We start from the raw sequence: 16,870 nt of genomic DNA on the forward strand, positions 1-16,870 counted from the left end.
GACGTCTCGAATCAGGCCGTCAACCGTGTTGCGCCGCCAGCTCGCGGCGCACTTTCATCGCATTGCGCAAACCGGCGAACAGGGGGGCGCGTACCTTGCCCGGCGCCCGGCCGAAGCTCTCGGTGATGCGGTCCAGAATGATCGCCAGCATCACGACCGACATCCCGCTTTCGAAGCCGAGTCCGATATCGAGCCGCTGGATGCTCGCGAGCACGTCGTTACCGAGGCCGCCGGCGCCGACCATCGACGCGATGATCACCATCGACAGCGCCATCATGATGGTCTGGTTCACGCCGGTCATGATCGACGGCAGCGCGTTCGGAAACTGCACCTTGTACAGCAGTTGCCACGGCGTGCAGCCGAACGCCTGTCCCGCTTCGACGATTTCGCGATTCACGTGCCTGATGCCGAGCGCGGTCAGACGCACCGCGGGCGGCATCGCGAAGATCACCGTCGACAGGATGCCCGGCACGCGGCCGAGACCGAACAGCATCGCGGCCGGAATCAGGTAGACGAACGCGGGCATGGTCTGCATCAGATCGAGCACCGGGCGCACGATCATTTCGACGGTGCGGCTCTTCGCCATCCAGATGCCGAGCGGCACGCCGAGCAGGAGACTGATCACCGTCGACGACAGCGTGAGGCCGAGCGTGATCACCATCTGATCCCAGAAGCCGGTGCCATAGATCAGCAGCAGCGCCGCCAGCGTGAACAGCGCGAAGCGCCAGCCGACGCGCCACAAGCCGATGCCGACGAAAAACGCCATCAGCGCCCACATCGGCACGGCCTGCAAACCGTGCTCGACCGCCGCGGCAAAACTCTCGATGACCTTGCCGATCGTGTCGAAAGTCTTCGCATCGTGATCGAGCAGATAGTGAACGCCGTGATCGACCCAGGCGCCAAGTGGAATGACTTCAGACATGGGAACCTCGATGGCGCGTGAGAACGGTCAGCACGTTCGTCTTGTTGACCGAACCGCAGTAGGAGCCGTCCGCTTCGACGACCGGCAGCGGCGCGCGGCTCGCCACCACGCGCTCGACCACGTCGTCGAGCGGCGTGCTGCGGCGGATGCATTCGATCTGGTTGAGTTTCGGCGACGCGCTGCCCGTCGCATCGCGGCACACGAAGCCGCGAATCCGGCGCTCGCTGTCGAGCACGAACGCGTAGTCGGCGCTGCCGTCGAGCGTCGCGGCGACGCTCGACGCGTCGATCTGCGGCGCGTGCATCAGCGGCACGTCGTCGGTCTGCATCAGATCGCCGGCCGTCAGATAGCGGCTCGTGTCGATGCCTTCGAAGAACGCGCGCACGTAGTCGTCGGCCGGGTTCTTGATGATTTCCCGCGGCGTGCCGATCTGCACCACGCGCCCGCCTTCCATGATCGCGATGCGCGTGCCGATGCGCATCGCCTCCTCGAGATCGTGCGACACGAACAGGATCGTGCGCTGCTGCTCGCGTTGCAGATCGAGCAGCACGTTCTGCATCTCCTTGCGCTTGAGCGGATCGAGCGCGGAGAACGCCTCGTCCATGATCATCAGCGACGGGTTGACCGCGAGCGCGCGCGCAAGCCCGACGCGCTGCTGCATGCCGCCCGACAACTCGGCCGGCAGTTTCTGCGCGAACGGTGCGAGGCCGACCTGTTCGAGCACCGTCAGCGCCCGCGCATCGCGCTCCTTGCGGCCGACCCCCGCGACCTCGAGCCCGAACGCGGCGTTGGCCAGCACGCTGCGCTGCGGCATCAGCGCGAAGGACTGGAACACCATGCTCATGTCCTTGCGGCGCAGCGCGGTCAGCTCGGCGCGCGGCACGCTCGCGACATCGCGGCCGTCGATCAGCACTTTGCCGGCGCTGGGCTCGACGAGCCGATTGATCAGTCGAATCAGCGTCGACTTGCCCGAGCCGGACAGGCCCATCAGCACGAAGATCTCGCCCTCGCGAACCTCGAACGACGCGTTGTGGACGCCGACGATCTGACCGGTGCGGGCAAACACCTCTTCTTTCGTGGCGCCGCTGGCCAGCATCGCGAGCGCCTGTTTCGGGTTGCTGCCGAACACCTTGCACAGCCCTTCGACCACGACCTTGGGGGAATTCATCGAATGCTCTCCTCGCTCGCGGACGTCCGTCCGCGCTGTGCCTACATAGTTGCCAGAAAAAAGTGCGGCTAACCGACTAATTCCGACAACCACATGAGGAAATGCGACACCCGGGTGCGCGGTGAACGCTCGACGCGGCGAGGAAAGCCTTGTGGGAGAAAGGATTGGCGCGGATTGGCCGACGCGCGGAGCGTGTCGCCACAGAGCAGGCAGCGCTCCCGGACGGCGACGAGCGCGAGACGCTTGCGGGGTGAACCGGTCAGGAAATCGACACGCCCAGCAAACGCCCGACGCCGAACGTAAACCCTGCCGCGATCAGTCCGATGATGATCTGGCGCAGCGCCGAAAACCCCGCGCTGCGGCCGTTGAACAGCGACGTGAACACGCCGATCGACGCGAGCGCCAGCATGCTCAGCACGACACACTGCACGATCGCGCTGACGCCGCGCGTCCACAGGAACGGCATCACCGGGAAAATCGCACCGAGCGAGAACAAGCAGAACGACACGCCCGCCGCCGACCAGGGATTGCCGCCCAGTTCCGCCGGATCGAGACCGAGCTCCTCGCGCGTGAGGGTGTCGAGCGCCTTGTCCTTGTCGCGCATCATCTGCGAGGCCACTCGTTTCGCCTCGTTCGCATCGAGCCCTTTCGCGCGGTAGATCAGCGCGAGCTCGTGCTCCTCCGCTTCGGGCTGTTCTTCGATCTCCTCGGCTTCCTTGGCGATCTGCGTGCTCGCGAGTTCGCGCGCATTGGTGACCGACAGCCATTCGCCGAGCGCCATCGAACAGGCACCGGCGATCAGCCCGGCGAGGCCGGTCAACAGGATCGCCTTGTTGCCGGTGCCCGCGCCGGCGACGCCCATGATCAGGCAGAAGTTGGACACGAGGCCATCGTTCGCGCCGAGAACCGCCGCGCGCAGATCGTTGCCCGACGCGGCGCCCTTGTGCCACGACTCGGCCGCGGCAATGCGCGCGCCGGACGACAGGTTGGCATTGCCGGTGCTCGCGAGCGTCTGCACGACGGCCGCGTGATGATGTTCGTCGGCCGACATGTGGCCCGCGTCGCGTTGGCCTTGATATTTGTTGCGGTCCGCGTATTCGGCGGCGGCGAGCGTCGGCAGCACGAAGTCCGCGCCGCACACGCGCACGAGGCCCTTCATCAAACGCGTTTTGACCGCGTGCCCGCGGCCCTTGGGTTCGATGCCATTGGCTCTGAGCTTGTCGGCCCACACTTGCGCGTGGCTGTGTTCGGATTGCGCGAGATCCTGATAGACCTGCTTGCGGGTCTCGTCTTGCTCGACCTGAGCGAGCGTCTCATAGAGGGCGGCGCTGTGCAGTTCGTCGGAGAGATTCGCCTTGTAGCGTTTCACTTCATGTTTCGTTGCCATGATCGCGCCTCGCAACTGCCCGGCGCCTCATCAACGATGAATGCCACGCCGGGCGTCCACCTGTCCGTTACTGGCTGGCAGGCGCGCCAACGCCGGCCTTCTTCTGGGCTGCCTGCAGCTTGTCCGGATAGTTCGGATCGTTCTGCGCCGGCTGGTAGCCCGCGTCTTCGAGTTTCTTCAACTCGGCGTTCTTTTTCGCGCGGGCCTGTTTGCGCTCTGCCTTGCGCTCGGCCTTGGTCGGCTTTGGGGTGGTCGTCGTCGCGCCTTCCTGGGCCGCGGCATCCGTCGAGCCCTGCGCGACCGCGAGCGGAATCGTACCGGCCATCAGTGCGACGGCCGAAACCCCCAGCATGATTCGTTTAATGGCGAAGCTCTTCATCACTGATATCCCCTGAAAAAGTTGGCAATAACGTACGAATTGCGTCTGCGAATCGTGAACCACACGCCGGGTCGCGCAGCCTACACGCGAACCCGTCAACGGGAGCTTACAGCCAAATAGCGGGATGCGGGTCGGGAGCGTGGACGACCCCTGCGGCCTCGCTTTCAGAATGCTCCGGGTTTCGCCGAGATTGACTCATGAGCAATAGTGGCGTGGATCGATTTCATCATCTACTCGGACCGTCGCTTCGCTCCACTCTTTCCGCCATGAATGAACAAAAAGTCCCGTATAGTCAATGGCTTACGGTGCTTTGCATTTTTCGACCCACAATACAACCCACGTGGGCATCGATGCTCGCGTCTCTCAACCGTCGGGTGGGGCAACGCAATGCCACTGTCCGAACTCCGGGTCGAACAGCCCAATCCCGTCACAGGTTGAAGGGGCGGCAACGACTGCGCCCGCCGCCGTGCGAAGCGCCAGGCCCGCCGCTTCGCGCAGACGCGCCGCGTCCCATTCGTGGATCGCGCTAAGGGTCTCACGCCAGGCGAACAGGCCCGCCTGTTCGTGCAGCCGGTCGATCATCTCGATGGTGGCCGGATCGACTTCAAACCAGGGTAAATCGTTGGCCCAGATGTGTATCGTCCTGGCATAGCGGCCCAGCGCGCCGCCTGGACGCAGCAGGATACGTCCACCCTGCGTCGGCCATCCGGCGTGGATACAGGCGACCAGCCCGCGACCATCTGCATCGCGAAAGAGACCGCCATCAAAATGCGCAGCGGGCGCGACGTGATATGTCTCGCCTAACTGCGCGAAGCGCGCGGTCTCGATCAGCGCGTCCAGCGGTGACAGAAAACAGAGGATCGCGCGGCCTTCGCCTGCGCTTTCCGTCGCGACACGCAGTTCTCCGCCCGCGTCCTCGTGAACGAGCACCCAGGCTGGCGGTGAAACGAAAAACGGCACCGCGCCCGGGTGCCGGAATTTACCCACAAGATTCATCGGCTCACGCTTCGCGGGTCGGGCCGCCATCCTCGCGCCCCATCACGATCCACGTCACCGGGCCTTCCTGGCGGTCGCGGCCAATGCCCTCGGGGAACACGTCGCCCTCCTTGAACATGCGCTCCTGGACAAACGCGCCCGGCGATTCGAGCACGCCCCAGCGCCCTGCATGCGGGCAGCGCTCGCCGGTCTTGCGCGAAATGTGCGGCTTCTGCACTTCGCCCTGCGGGGCCATCGCCTGTTCACGTCCGAAGTCCGCCAGGTCCTTCGGGTAGAAACGCATCTCGCGATAGCTGCCGTCGTCGATGCCCCATAGCAGCGTCACCAGCCCGGCCTCGAAGGCCCAATAGCCGAAAAAACCCGCGTCCGTTCGTTCCTTGTGTAAATCGAACCAATAGCAATCCTTCATGCCGCCATACCAGCGCTTCAGGTAGTTGGCCATTGCCTGCTGCTGCGCCTCGCCGTGCGTCTCGGTTGCGCGCAACAGGTCGGCGTAGGGCTTCTCGTGGATCAGCGACTCACCCGGCAACGACACGCCCAGGCGGCCAAACAGGCGGCTCACGAGCACGTCCTGGCCGTCCTCGGGATCGGTGCTAATCCACGTCGCGATTGTCGGCACCCACTCCTTCAGGCCGAGCAACACCGCTAGCGAAAGCAGCCACATAACGTACTGGTAGGCGTCGGGTTCCCACAGCTTAAGTTTCGCGTCTGAAAATGCAGCATAGTGCCGCTGAAACTGAGCGAAAGCTCGTGCGGCGTATGCTTCGAGGTCGGCCAAGGGGGCTCCGCCTGAATAACGCTGAATTAGCAATTCGAGCGACTTATAAGCGCGTCGCCAACTCGTTCGCTTTCGTCGCGCACTGTCGATAGACAGGTCTGTAAGCATGGCGTCGATTTCGGGGTCGGCCAAGTTCTTCTCTTTGAAATTGACAGACTGCTCGTAATACACCTCCTGCAATAAAGGCTCGCGACGCCTTTGTTCAAATAATTCACTCATATCGTAGGTCCTTAGCTAGCCGAAATTATTTCGTGGGTATTTTGACCGGTTGCTTATTTGCACCCAGTAACGCATTTCCGCTTTCATCTAACTTTGTGATGTCCACGACGGCACCGGATTCGTCAACAACCATTAGCCACCGTTCATAGCCCATCCTGTCGATGATTTCAGCGTTCTCTTCCCCTACGGCCTTATCCAATCTCGGAATGATCCAATCATCGCTCATCTGCCTTGCTGATGGGTATCCTTTCGAGCCTCTAGTCGTCGGCAGGTCATTTGCATCAAAGTTGCCCCCCGTCCGAAACTTCGTCTCCGTCACGACATAAGGCGGGGGCGGTTCGCCAGGCGGTTTCCGATATACGCCGTCGATACCCCGGCCCATTGGCTGCTGGTCCAGCAATCGCATCTGCCGGTCCGCTGACAGTTCCGACCGGTAGCGCCGCGCCGTCATGAAATCGTCGCTCACCTTCTCGCCAAAGATACCCTTCTGCGCGCGGCTCATCTTCGCCACATCGTCGCGATGCACGTTGCTGCTGCCCGGCACCGGCTCCGGCGACTCGGGCAACGGGCCGCCTTGCGCCGCGCCGCCCGCGCCTTCGGCACCGTCTCGCTTCATCGGCAGCACCTTCGGCGGCTCACCGATACCCGAACTCACGCGCACCTTCGGCGGCGTCATCACCTCGGGCTTCGGGGCAGGGACGCCCGCATAGGCCGGATGATACGTCGGCGGCAGCTTGTCCTTCAGCAGCTTCTGTAACGCCTCGTCCAGCCTTGCCAGCGCCTGCGGTATCTCCTTCGCGCAGTTCGCCTGTACCGCGTAGAACGCCTTCTCCATGCGCTCCAGTTCCGCCAGCAGCGCCGCCGCCGCGCTTACCTTCAAGAAGGCGGCGCGCGAGCTTCACAAGGAACTGAAACCGGGCTGGAAAAACGAGAAACACGCCGCGCAGTGGATCAGCACGCTCGAGACCTACGTGTTTCCAAAGCTGGGCGGCAAGGCGAAGAGCGACACGCCCGGGCGCACGGCGACATTGCACGGCTTCCGTTCAAGCTTCCGCGATTGGGCCAGCGAACAGGGCTATGCGCGCGACCTTGCCGAGCGGGCGCTCGCGCATACCGTGGCAAACAAGGTCGAAGTTGCCTATCACCGCACTGATTTGATGGAACAGCGCCGCCCGACGATGGACGCGTGGGCAGCGCATGTGTGTGGAATGGCTGATTGATTGACAGTCCCGGCGTGGCCCGCGTTAGCCGGGGGACGTGTTTCAAGCTTCGCGGGTCGGGCCGCCATCCTCGCGCCTCATCACAATCCACGTTACCGGGCCTTCGCGGCGGTCGCGGCCGATGCCCTCAGGGAACACGTCGCCCTCCTTGAACATGCGCTCCTGGACAAACGCACCCGGCGATTCGAGTACGCCCCAGCGCCCTGCATACGGGCAGCGCTCGCCGGTCCTGCGCGAAATATGCGGCTTCTGCACTTCGCCCTGCGGGGCCATTGCCTGTTCGCGCGCGAAGTCCGCCAGGTCCTTCGGATAGAAACGCGCGTCGCGATAGCTGCCGTCGTCGATGTTCCAGAGCAGCGTCACCAGCCCGGCCTCAAAGGCCCAGTAGCCAAAGAATCCGGCCTCAAGGCGCTTATGGCGATCATGCCAATAGCAATCCTTCATGCCGCCGTACCATCGTTTGAGGTAGTCGGCCATTGCCTGCTGCTGCGCCTCGCCGTGCGTCTCCGTTGCGCGTAGCAGGTCGCCGAACGGCTTCTGGTGTGTCAGCGACTCACCCGGCAGCGACACGCCCAGGCAGCCAAACAGGCGGCTCATCAGCACGTCCTGGCCGTCCTCGGGATCGGTGCTAATCCACGTCGCGATGGTCGGCACCCATTCCTTCAGTCCGAGCAACACCGCCAGCGACAGCAACCACATCACGTACTGATAGGCGTCGGGCTCCCAAAGTTTGAATTTATCATTACTCAACTCATCGTATTTTTTTAAACATTCAAACGTTGTAACCGCATCGGCTCTCAGAGATTGGACATCCTCGCCCGCTGAGTAGCGCACAATCAGAATTTTTAAAGCATCACCCACCCGTCCCCACAGCAACCGAATCTTATGATCCAGCGACTCCTCCGGAGACGCCAACATTTCATCAATTTCAGGGTCAACCAAACCCTCTTTGTAAAATTCCAACGTCTCCCGATAATAGTGCTCGGGAAGTAACGGCTCGCGTTTTGTTTTGTCAAATGGTTGGTTCACGACTATCTCACTGTTCAATATCGGCCACATAGGTTAACGACATATCAATCTAGAGGGACCTTGATTGGTTTGTCGGTGTTGTCAAGCAACGCGTTACCCTTTGAATCCAGTTTCGTGATGTCAACTACCGCGCCCGTTTCATCAACAACCATTAACCAACTTTCGTACTTTGCCTTCAATATTGTACGAGCTTTGATTTGGCCGACGGCATCTCCTAACCGATCACCAATCCATCTGGCGCTCATCTGCTTGCCAGAACTCTTGGTCATCGGCAACTGGCTCGGGCTGAAGTCTCCACCTGTCCGAAACTTCGTCTCAGTTACGACATAAGGCGGTGGTGGTTCGCCCCACGGTTTCATGTAGACGCCGTCGATACCCCGGCCCATTGGCTGCTGCTCCAGCAATCGCATCTGCCGGTCCGCTGACAGTTCCGACTTGTAGCGCCGCGCCGTCATGAAATCGTCGCTCACCTTCTCGCCAAAGATACCCTTCTGCGCGCGGCTCATCTTCGCCACATCGTCGCGATGCACATTGCTGCTGCCCGGCACCGGTTCCTGCGGCTCGGGCAACGGGCCGCCGCCGCCCGTGCCTTCAGCACCGTCTCGCTTCATCGGCAGCACCTTCGGCGGCTCACCGATACCCGAACTCACGCGCACCTTCGGCGGCGTCACCACCTCGGGCTTCGGGGCAGGGACGCCCGCATAGGCCGGATGATACGTCGGCGGCAGCTTGTCCTTCAGCAGCTTCTGTAACGCCTCGTCCAGCCTTGCCAGCGCCTGCGGTATCTCCTTCGCGCAGTTCGCCTGTACCGCGTAGAACGCCTTCTCCATGCGCTCCAGTTCCGCCAGCAGCGCCCGCGCCCGACCAATGTACTCGACCTGGCTGAGCAGCCCCTGGGCCTTCTTGATAAGCGACTGCATGCCCTGAAGGAATTCCTTCAGCTTCTTCACCATCGCATCGCCGTAGGCGGCGAAGTGAACCTTCTCCAGCAGCCTGACGATGTTGCCCTTCGTGAAGCGCGCCAGAAAGCCCACCACCTTTTCCAGCACTTCGCCGCCCTTGTCGATCAGCAGCAGGCATACCGCGCGGATCACTACTGCGGCCTCGTCACCAATCATTGCGCCAACCAGCGACCCCACCGCCGCGCAGATCACCGGACCAAACACCCCCAGCACCGATGCAATCAGGATCACCCATTCCTGCCACTCGGGATGGGCGGCGTTCTGCGCATCGGTCGATTCGCCTTCGTACCGCCTGCCAAGCCGCAGACATACCGCCGCCAGATCGCGTGCGCTCGTGACAATCACCGCACCCGGCACCGTCATTGCCACCAGCATGTCCGTCACGATCACGCTCGTGGGTCTGCCCTCCGCGAATTCTCCCAGCGTCAGCGATTTGAGCCAGTTGTACGCCCCCACCGCTTCGTCCCACACGTCTCCCAGCATGCTCATGCCTTCGCCCCCCGCGCTGCCTGCATCACATCGTTCAAGTCATCGTCTGCGGCGACCGTGTGGATGCTGCCGTGCGAATTCGGGTCGTCGAGATATCGCACCTGCGCACCTGTACCGGCGGGCAGGCCGCTCAGGCGCATGTACCCTTCAGCGTCGAGCGTGCCCCTATGGACCGCGCCGCTGTCCAGTCGCGCGACGTAACTTGCGCCGGGCACGGGTGAGCCATCGGGATAGATGCGCCGGTATTCCAGATCGGTGACAGTTGGTGCAGACCGTGGCATGGATGGCATGGGCGTATTCATCGACGCCTTGCCTTTCTTCTGCACGGTAATGGTCTTGAGGAACAGGTCGCCTGGACCGCCGAGCGTAATGCTGCCGTCCTTCATGTGGATGAACGCACCGCCGCATTCGAGGATGATTTCCTTCGCGGCAGACAGACTGACCTTGCCGTTGACGCTGGCAACGTTCACATCCTTGTCCGCAATGAGGGACATCGGGCTGCTTTGGGCTTGCACCTCGATCGGCCCTTTGGACGCGAAGATTTTTATCCCAAGCTTCTGCGCGAACATCGACACGAGTTCACCCGCAGCGACCGTGAAGCGCTTCAGTACGCTCCAGTCGGCATTCTTTCCCGCCACGGCGTTGATACTGTCCTGGGCCGCGAACTGCATGCCGCCGCCCGCGACAAGCGAAGCCGACGCGGGCGTGCTCATCAGCAGCCCCGGCTTTTTCAGGCCGTCCAGATCGTCCTTCATCTGCTGCTGGGCGTCGGTGTCGGCAGGCTCGGCCTTGGCACTGCTGGCTGACGCCGCCAGCGCCTTCGCAGTCGCCAGCGCGCTCTCCAACTGCGCGATGGTCTCCTGCATGTCGAGCTGCTGGCCGGTCGCGCCGGGACGGTCATACGCCGTGACCATCATTCCCTTGCCTGCGCGATTCACCCCGTAACCCGACGTTCTCGCCTCGAACCCTTCGCCCCGGTATTCCAGCTTGTTATTGACGAGGTAGCCGAGATTCAGTTGGGACTTGCCCGAGTGTTCGGTGCTGAGCTTGACGCCTTCCTGGCCTTCCCGGTCCTCGAAACGAATCTTGTTGTTCTGCTGCGTGCGGATCACGTTGCGCGAGAGCCAGCGCCGGTCGTTCGTCACCAGGTCGCGCGCCTGGCTGTGGTGGTGAAACGAAGAAATTTCCGGTTTATCAGGATCGCCATCCCGGCACGTAATCACGGCTTCGGCATCGTCCAGCGCCGGGAAGTGCATGCCGGTTTGCCCCTTGCCCGCGAACGGTTTCGCCAGGCGCAGCGGCACGCTCTCGCCACCGTTGGGCCACGTCTCGAAGTCCGAATCGAAGCGGACGATATAACGCCCGTCCTTGTCGATGTACGAATAGGTGTATTTATCCGGGCTGCAAATCCGCCCGCTGAGTGTGCCGCTCACCCTGGCCCATTTTTCCGGCTCCAGTTCCAGGCGGAAACGCCGGTCGGCGGGGATCGCCCTGAAGGTGTTCGAATAGGGCCTGTCGCGCGCGCCGCTGTGCGTGATCTCGATAATCACCATGCCTTTCGGCGCATCGGGCAATACCTCGTCCGTCTCCAGCACTCGCGCGCACTGCAACACGAGCACGTTGCTTTCGCCCTCATAGACGACCTGCCGGGCGATGGCCGCTTCGTGGCGCAACTGCGCTTCCCACTTCGCCCCCGCCTGGTCGAGGTGGTGCGTGCCATACACATACGCCTGGCCGTAGGTGGTTTCGTCCTGCGGGACGACGTTGGCTTCGTCGCGAAAACGCTCCCAGGCCGCGTCCGGGTTGTGATCCGCCACGATGAACGATTGCGGCACCGTGTTCGTGTGCGTCTTCAGCGACGTGACCGCCTCGATGCCGCCCGCTTCAAGCCCCGCCGCTTCACGGTACGGCACGACAAGCTGCGGCTCGTAAATGAAATGGTCAATATCGTCGCCGTACACGACCTGATCACCGTGTTCGGTCTCGACGATATACGAATAGACCCCGGCCTTCTCCTGGAGCATGTGGCCGTAATCAAAATCCGTCATGCCGTACTGCATGCGAAACGCGTGCTGCGGATACGGCCTGCGCAGTGAGAACCGGAAGTGATGCTCCCGCAGCCCGTGGGCGCGCAAACCCGCTGCCAGAATGTCCGGCGTGGTGCCATGCTGGAAAATCCTGTTGCGCGAGACGGCCTCCAGCCGCGCAAGATGCGACTTGAGCACGATTTCGTACTTGACGAAATCCTTCGTGGTCTGCACCGTCGAGAACCGCGCGATGAATCCCGAGAACTTCCGCAAGGTCCCATCGTCGGCCACGATGGAAAACACCGCGTCACGGTTCAGAAAATCAGCGCGCGGTAGCTGCTGCGGGTGGGTCAGTTCGATATGGACGACGTTGGGTTCGCCCATCTTTTCGGTTGCCATGAACGACACGACCGAGAGCGCCGCCGCGCTATCCGTGCCGGGCACATTGAAGTGATACGCCTGCCGCCCTGGAATCGCTTGCAGTGCGGCTTGCAGGTCCGCCATCGGCTGGCCTCCTTGCTGGTTGTCGTGGGAGACGCGGCCCGGTACGTGGGGACTGCAACAGTGGGGAAAGGCCGCGATGCGGGACTAATTTCGTCCCGCAACGCTTTTACCCTGCGAGCCGCCCCGATTCAATCCAGCGAAGTCTGAAAATTTGTCATTTATTGTCAGGGCGTACTGCTAAGCGCTGTCCAACCGGACGCGAGCGTGAACGAGTGTTTTCGGAGACCCGCGCGACGGCGTCTGGCGCGTTTCCAACGGAAGAAGAGCCCGTTGTGTGCCAGACACGCCAGAGTTGACCGCCGCCGGGTAACGGGGATGGGTGATGATCACCGGATGATCATTGACTTGAACGAATCGCAAATCCGCGCCTTGGACCAGGTGCGCGCTATCCTCGATGGCACCCATACGGTCGACTTTGCCCCAACGAACGGCGCGAGTGGGTCGCGTCGGTCCTGCGCCGCTTTCGCTACAACCAGCTCGAGCGGCCCCACCGTGGGCTTATCCTGCGCTATGTGCGCCGCCACCCTTTCTGCCGATCGTGCTCTATCTATGAAACGCATCTCTACGCGTGTCGCATTGTTCGCGGGTCTCATCGTCGTGCTTTGTCTCGGTCTGTTCGACCATACTCCACAAGGAAGCGAGTGTCGCAAATCGGCACCTGCCCACGGCCTGTACACGGCAGAGCTTTGACTGTTGCGATGGATTCCGGGCCGCAGTGGAAGCCCTGAATATGTCGGCAGGCTATTCGATGCAAAAACTGGGAAGCTGCTTGCACAGCGCACGTTCAGCACGCCTGTCCCGATCTTTTCTGGTCAACGGGTCTGCGATACTCGCTGAATCCGTATTCGCCGCCCCGTTATCTCGGTCCGTCCGTCGAATTTTCCCGCGGAGATGGCGGTGAAGGAGATTCGAGTATTTCGTTACCTCCGTCGTTCTGGGACAAACTGGTCGCCGAGCGCCCGCGCTTATAGTCGGCTGCGTCGTATGCCGGTGCCTGTGTCTCACCGTGCTGGAATCAAGGCGCACGCACTTCCTTCCGCGATTCAGTTTTTTGGCATGTCCGCGCCGCCAGGAGTATCGTTTAACCGCGCCGGAAGCGCCAAAACCACCACTCCTCTACAAGACAGGCGCTTCCCAGAGTCCAGACCAGCTCGACAAAGCGCGGCGTTTCTAACATGCAGCGAAGCGACATCAACTAATCGAGGAGGTGAAACCGTGAAAACAGTCAATCTTTTGAAGGTGCTCGGTATTGCATTGTGCGTGGCAACCGCATCCAGCGCCTATGCCCAGGCGAGCGACGCGCAGGCGCCTGCCGCCACGGCCGCCGCGCCGGCCACGACCGCCCAGTCGACGCGTGCGGCGGATCGCAAGCTCGGCCGCGACGTGCGGCGCGCGCTCGGTAAAGCACCGGGCTTCAATGTATCGAACGTGTTCGTGCGGGCGCGCGGCGGCGCGGTGACGTTGACCGGCTCGGTGCCTCAGGGCGAAATGATCCAGCAGGCCGGCGATGTTGCGAAAGGCGTGCCGGGCGTGACCTCGGTGACCAACAGACTCACCCTGAACCTGCCATCCCGCGGGAGTGGCGGGAGCTGAGCACAAGCTGGACGCAACTCAGCGCCGCACCAACCCCACCACATACCTGCACACCTCGGTGCCCGCATTGAAGAACTCGCATTCGACCGGCGCACCGAGTTGCAAACAATCCCCCGCTTCGAGCCGGTGCGTCAGCGCGCCCTCGCGAAACGTCAGCACCCCTTGCGTGACCCAGATCTGCTGATGCTGAAACACGAACGCATCCGACGGATAAGGCACCCTCACCCCAATCGGCAATTCGATTTCGAGCAGTTCCAGCACGCCGCCGGTCGGCGGTGAAATACGCCGCCGCGTATAGCCGGTTTCGGGGTCCTCCCACAGCGACTGGTCCGCATGACGCACGAGCCGCTCGCCGGTCTGCTCGGCGAGTGCGAGCAACGTGGACAGCGTCAGCCCGAACGCGCCCGACAGCCGCCCGAGCACCGTCGCGGTCGGACTCGCCTCGCCACGCTCGATCTTGCTGATCATCGCCTTCGATACACCCGAGCGCTCGGCCAGCTCGGCGAGCGACCAGTTGCGCGCCTCGCGCTCGGTTTTCACGCGCGCGGAAATCGCCTGGGTCAGATCGATGGCGGAAGCTTCAGACATGGCGGGGTCGTCGTTGCGCAAGTGCGGGGCACCTTATCCTCAAAGAATTTCCGACAACCGGCCTTGGTCAAGGCCTCCTGTTGCAACTCAAGGTTCTGATCCTGCGTCGAGACACGGGCATAGCCGATCATCGTGGCGTGACAGTGCCCATTGACGAGTTCATTGCCGCCGGCGGCCGAGATAATTGCCTTCAGTTCCGTTGACTCCATCCGCTCGGTCATTGCTTCATTCCACCGTCCTTGCGGTCTTCATCTTCGGCATCCTGGCACGCGGCAGGTAGTGGTTTCAGTAGCTCTGGTAGCGCCGTTTGCACTGTGTCCCACACCACATCAAGGTTGATATCGAAGTAGCCGTGGGCGATGCGGTTGCGCATCCCGCGCATGCTGCGCCACGGCACTTCAGGGTGCGCCTGAGCGAAGTCGGCATAGCGGTCCATTACTTTCGTGGCGGCCTCGCCAATGATGATGAGGCTCATGACGACGGCCCGCTGGGTGCGCTTGTCCTCAAGGAAGTGATCCTTGGCCTGCCCCTTCACGAAGCCGCAAGCATCGGTTGCGGCTTGCTGCATGTGGTCGAGGTAGTCGGGCAAGCGGTTCTCGTTCATACCGGCTGCGCCTCCGCAAGCACCTTGGCCCGGAACTTCTGCGGCAGGTCGGCCGGGGTCAGCAGATCGACGTGGACGCCGAGTAGCGCTTCCAGTTCAACCTGCAACCCCCCCAGGTCGAACAGCGTCGCCCCTGGCAACGCATCGACCAGCAGATCGAGGTCGCTGCCATCCCGGTCGGTGCCGTGCAGCACCGAGCCGAACACGCGCGGGTTCGCTGCGCGGAAGCGACTCGTCGCTTCGCGCACTATGCTGCGCTTCATGTCGAGAACAACGGACGGTCGCATGGGCATCCTTTCTTATCGAAACTCATCGAGACGATAAGCGATTGAGTCGAGACTCGCAATGCCTTCACCTCCCGTGTCATGCCGGTTGCGTTGGCGGGCTTGCTGCCCCGGCACAGCCTACGCCAAGCTGATTGCCTTTGACGCACCAGCGCCAGGATCAGCGCAGACCAGTTCGGGCCGCTACGACCACCGCAACCGGCACAGCCGTCCAACGATGTCTTGCATAGTGATTTTTCGTCCACTATATTAAACGAAACGCCATCGCCCGAACCCGCTCGTCAGCAGGAACACACCATGCCGAAGGAAATCGTTCTCAACGCGTTCGACATGAACTGCGTAGGCCACATCCAGCAAGGGCTGTGGACCCATCCGCGCGATCAGTCCACGCGCTACACGGATCTGCAGTACTGGACCGACTACGCGCGCAAGCTCGAAGCGGGCCTGTTCGACGGCATCTTTTTCGCGGACGTGGTCGGCGTGTACGACGTCTACGGCGGCAGCCCGGACGCGGCAATCGGCGGCGCCGTGCAGGTGCCGGTCAACGATCCGACGCTGCTGATTCCGGCGATGGCCGCGCTCACGCGGCATCTGTCGTTCGGCGTCACGTCGAATCTGTCGGTCGAGCAGCCGTTTCTGTTCGCGCGCCGCATGTCGACGCTCGACCATCTGACGCGCGGCCGGGTCGGCTGGAACATCGTGACCGGCTATCTGGACAGCGCATCGCGCGCGATCGGCCTGAGCAGCCAGATGGCGCACGACGACCGCTACGATCTCGCCGACGAGTACATGGAGCTCGTGTACAAGCTGTGGGAATGCAGCTGGGAAGACGGCGCGGTGCTGCGCGACAAGGCGCGCGGCGTCTATGCGGACGCGTCGAAAGTCCACGTGATCCATCATCACGGCAAGCAGTACCGCGTCGATGCGATGCATCTCGCGGAGCCGTCGCCGCAGCGCACGCCGGTGCTGTATCAGGCCGGTTCGTCCGCGCGCGGCAAACAGTTCGCGGCGGCACACGCGGAGTGCGTGTTCGTCAACGGCCAGGCGAAGCCGGCGGTCAAGACGATCGTCGACGACCTCCGCGCGCACGCGGTCGCCGGCGGCCGCCGCGCCGACGACATCAAGGTACTGCTCGGTCAGACCGTGATCACGGGCCGCACCGATCAGGAAGCGCGGGAGAAATTCGACGAGTACCGCCGCTATGTGAGCTCGGAGGCGGCGCTGGTGCATGCGGCCGCGTCGCTTGGCATCGACTTCGCGCGCTACGACCTCGACGAGCCGATCGAAACGGGCAAGAGCCAGGCGATCGTGTCGAACGTCGAAGCGATGACGCGTGCGGCCGGTCCGCAATGGACGAAGCGCAAGCTGCTCGAACAGATGGTGCTCGGCAGCCGCCAGCGGCCGCTCGTCGGTTCGGCCGACACAATCGCCAACGAGCTGATCGCGTGGACCGAGGAAACCGGCGTCGATGGCTTCAATCTGTCGCGCACCGTCGTGCCCGAGTGCTTCGACGATTTCATCGAACTGGTCGTGCCGCTGCTGCAGGAACGTGGTGCGTACAAGCGCGCGTATCGTGACGGCACGCTGCGCGAAAAGCTGTTCGGCCACGCGCGGCTGCCTGAGAGCCACACGGCGGCGCGCTTCCGTTCGCCGGCTTGCGCAGCGGCGCCGGACGACGAGGCTCGCGGCTAACTCGACCACCGTTGTTTTGGCGAACCCCG

General features: G+C 62.6%; 16 protein-coding genes and 1 pseudogene. 3 read left to right on the forward strand and 14 right to left on the reverse strand.

What is annotated here, in order from left to right; translation table 11 throughout:
- Positions 1-19: 19 nt before the first annotated feature.
- The 7 genes from choW to OKW44_RS05380 all read right to left on the reverse strand — a co-directional run bounded on the left by choW (position 20) and on the right by OKW44_RS05380 (position 6,684).
- On the reverse strand, positions 20-922 hold the full coding sequence (choW, locus tag OKW44_RS05350; RefSeq protein ID WP_018425081.1) for a choline ABC transporter permease subunit: 903 nt from the start codon (positions 920-922) through the stop codon (positions 20-22).
- Positions 915-2,090, reverse strand: a complete 1,176-nt coding sequence (locus tag OKW44_RS05355) for a quaternary amine ABC transporter ATP-binding protein (RefSeq protein WP_018425080.1) — start codon at positions 2,088-2,090, stop codon at positions 915-917. The genes choW and OKW44_RS05355 overlap by 8 nt, the downstream gene beginning before the upstream one ends.
- Positions 2,091-2,349: 259 nt before the next feature.
- Positions 2,350-3,477, reverse strand: a complete 1,128-nt coding sequence (locus tag OKW44_RS05360) for a VIT1/CCC1 transporter family protein (RefSeq protein WP_018425079.1) — start codon at positions 3,475-3,477, stop codon at positions 2,350-2,352.
- Between the two features lie 67 nt (positions 3,478-3,544).
- On the reverse strand, positions 3,545-3,856 hold the full coding sequence (locus OKW44_RS05365) for a DUF4148 domain-containing protein (protein WP_026226638.1): 312 nt from the start codon (positions 3,854-3,856) through the stop codon (positions 3,545-3,547).
- 363 nt (positions 3,857-4,219) lie between these two features.
- The gene (locus OKW44_RS05370) at positions 4,220-4,816 is read right to left on the reverse strand and encodes a hypothetical protein (RefSeq protein ID WP_429409614.1); all 597 of its coding nucleotides are present in this window, start codon (positions 4,814-4,816) and stop codon (positions 4,220-4,222) included.
- Between the two features lie 40 nt (positions 4,817-4,856).
- Positions 4,857-5,849, reverse strand: coding sequence for a PoNi-like cognate immunity protein (locus OKW44_RS05375; protein ID WP_084754439.1), 993 nt, complete (start codon positions 5,847-5,849; stop codon positions 4,857-4,859).
- 25 nt (positions 5,850-5,874) lie between these two features.
- A complete protein-coding gene (locus OKW44_RS05380) occupies positions 5,875-6,684 on the reverse strand; it encodes a hypothetical protein (RefSeq protein ID WP_018425574.1) in 810 nt (269 codons plus the stop codon).
- Between OKW44_RS05380 and OKW44_RS05385 the strand changes: the two genes are divergently transcribed.
- Positions 6,683-7,069 (forward strand): phage integrase central domain-containing protein, encoded by a 387-nt coding sequence (locus OKW44_RS05385; protein WP_018425573.1) that lies wholly within the window; start codon positions 6,683-6,685, stop codon positions 7,067-7,069. The genes OKW44_RS05380 and OKW44_RS05385 overlap by 2 nt on opposite strands.
- A 42-nt stretch (positions 7,070-7,111) precedes the next feature.
- Here OKW44_RS05385 and OKW44_RS05390 read toward each other — a convergent pair whose 3' ends face one another.
- From OKW44_RS05390 to vgrG, 3 genes are read right to left on the reverse strand one after another with little or no spacing between them, the layout of a single operon-like run.
- Positions 7,112-8,098, reverse strand: a complete 987-nt coding sequence (locus OKW44_RS05390) for a PoNi-like cognate immunity protein (RefSeq protein WP_204357201.1) — start codon at positions 8,096-8,098, stop codon at positions 7,112-7,114.
- Between the two features lie 44 nt (positions 8,099-8,142).
- A complete protein-coding gene (locus OKW44_RS05395; protein WP_018425570.1) occupies positions 8,143-9,549 on the reverse strand; it encodes a hypothetical protein in 1,407 nt (468 codons plus the stop codon).
- A complete protein-coding gene (gene vgrG / locus OKW44_RS05400; protein ID WP_018425074.1) occupies positions 9,546-12,080 on the reverse strand; it encodes a type VI secretion system tip protein VgrG in 2,535 nt (844 codons plus the stop codon). The genes OKW44_RS05395 and vgrG overlap by 4 nt, the downstream gene beginning before the upstream one ends.
- Positions 12,081-13,295: 1,215 nt before the next feature.
- Between vgrG and OKW44_RS05405 the strand changes: the two genes are divergently transcribed.
- Positions 13,296-13,673 carry a BON domain-containing protein gene (locus OKW44_RS05405; protein WP_026226637.1) on the forward strand — a complete coding sequence of 126 codons (378 nt, stop codon included), beginning with the start codon at positions 13,296-13,298 and terminating at the stop codon, positions 13,671-13,673.
- 18 nt (positions 13,674-13,691) lie between these two features.
- On the opposite strand, the gene OKW44_RS05410 is transcribed toward OKW44_RS05405, so the two are convergent.
- From OKW44_RS05410 to OKW44_RS05425, 4 genes and pseudogenes are all read right to left on the reverse strand, one after another.
- Positions 13,692-14,261, reverse strand: a complete 570-nt coding sequence (locus OKW44_RS05410) for a helix-turn-helix domain-containing protein (RefSeq protein ID WP_018425071.1) — start codon at positions 14,259-14,261, stop codon at positions 13,692-13,694.
- Positions 14,262-14,275: 14 nt separating this feature from the next.
- Positions 14,276-14,392, reverse strand: a pseudogene (locus OKW44_RS05415) (recombinase family protein); the annotation flags it as partial.
- Between the two features lie 86 nt (positions 14,393-14,478).
- Positions 14,479-14,865, reverse strand: a complete 387-nt coding sequence (locus tag OKW44_RS05420) for a HepT-like ribonuclease domain-containing protein (protein ID WP_018425069.1) — start codon at positions 14,863-14,865, stop codon at positions 14,479-14,481.
- A complete protein-coding gene (locus tag OKW44_RS05425) occupies positions 14,862-15,152 on the reverse strand; it encodes a nucleotidyltransferase family protein (protein WP_026226636.1) in 291 nt (96 codons plus the stop codon). Before OKW44_RS05425 ends, OKW44_RS05420 begins: the two co-directional genes overlap by 4 nt.
- A gap of 294 nt (positions 15,153-15,446) precedes the next feature.
- On the opposite strand from OKW44_RS05425, the gene OKW44_RS05430 reads away from it, so the two are divergent.
- A complete protein-coding gene (locus OKW44_RS05430; protein WP_018425067.1) occupies positions 15,447-16,841 on the forward strand; it encodes an LLM class flavin-dependent oxidoreductase in 1,395 nt (464 codons plus the stop codon).
- Positions 16,842-16,870: the final 29 nt, after the last annotated feature.

The organism is Paraburkholderia lebeckiae (assembly GCF_050436325.1).
Lineage (GTDB): Bacteria > Pseudomonadota > Gammaproteobacteria > Burkholderiales > Burkholderiaceae > Paraburkholderia > Paraburkholderia tuberum.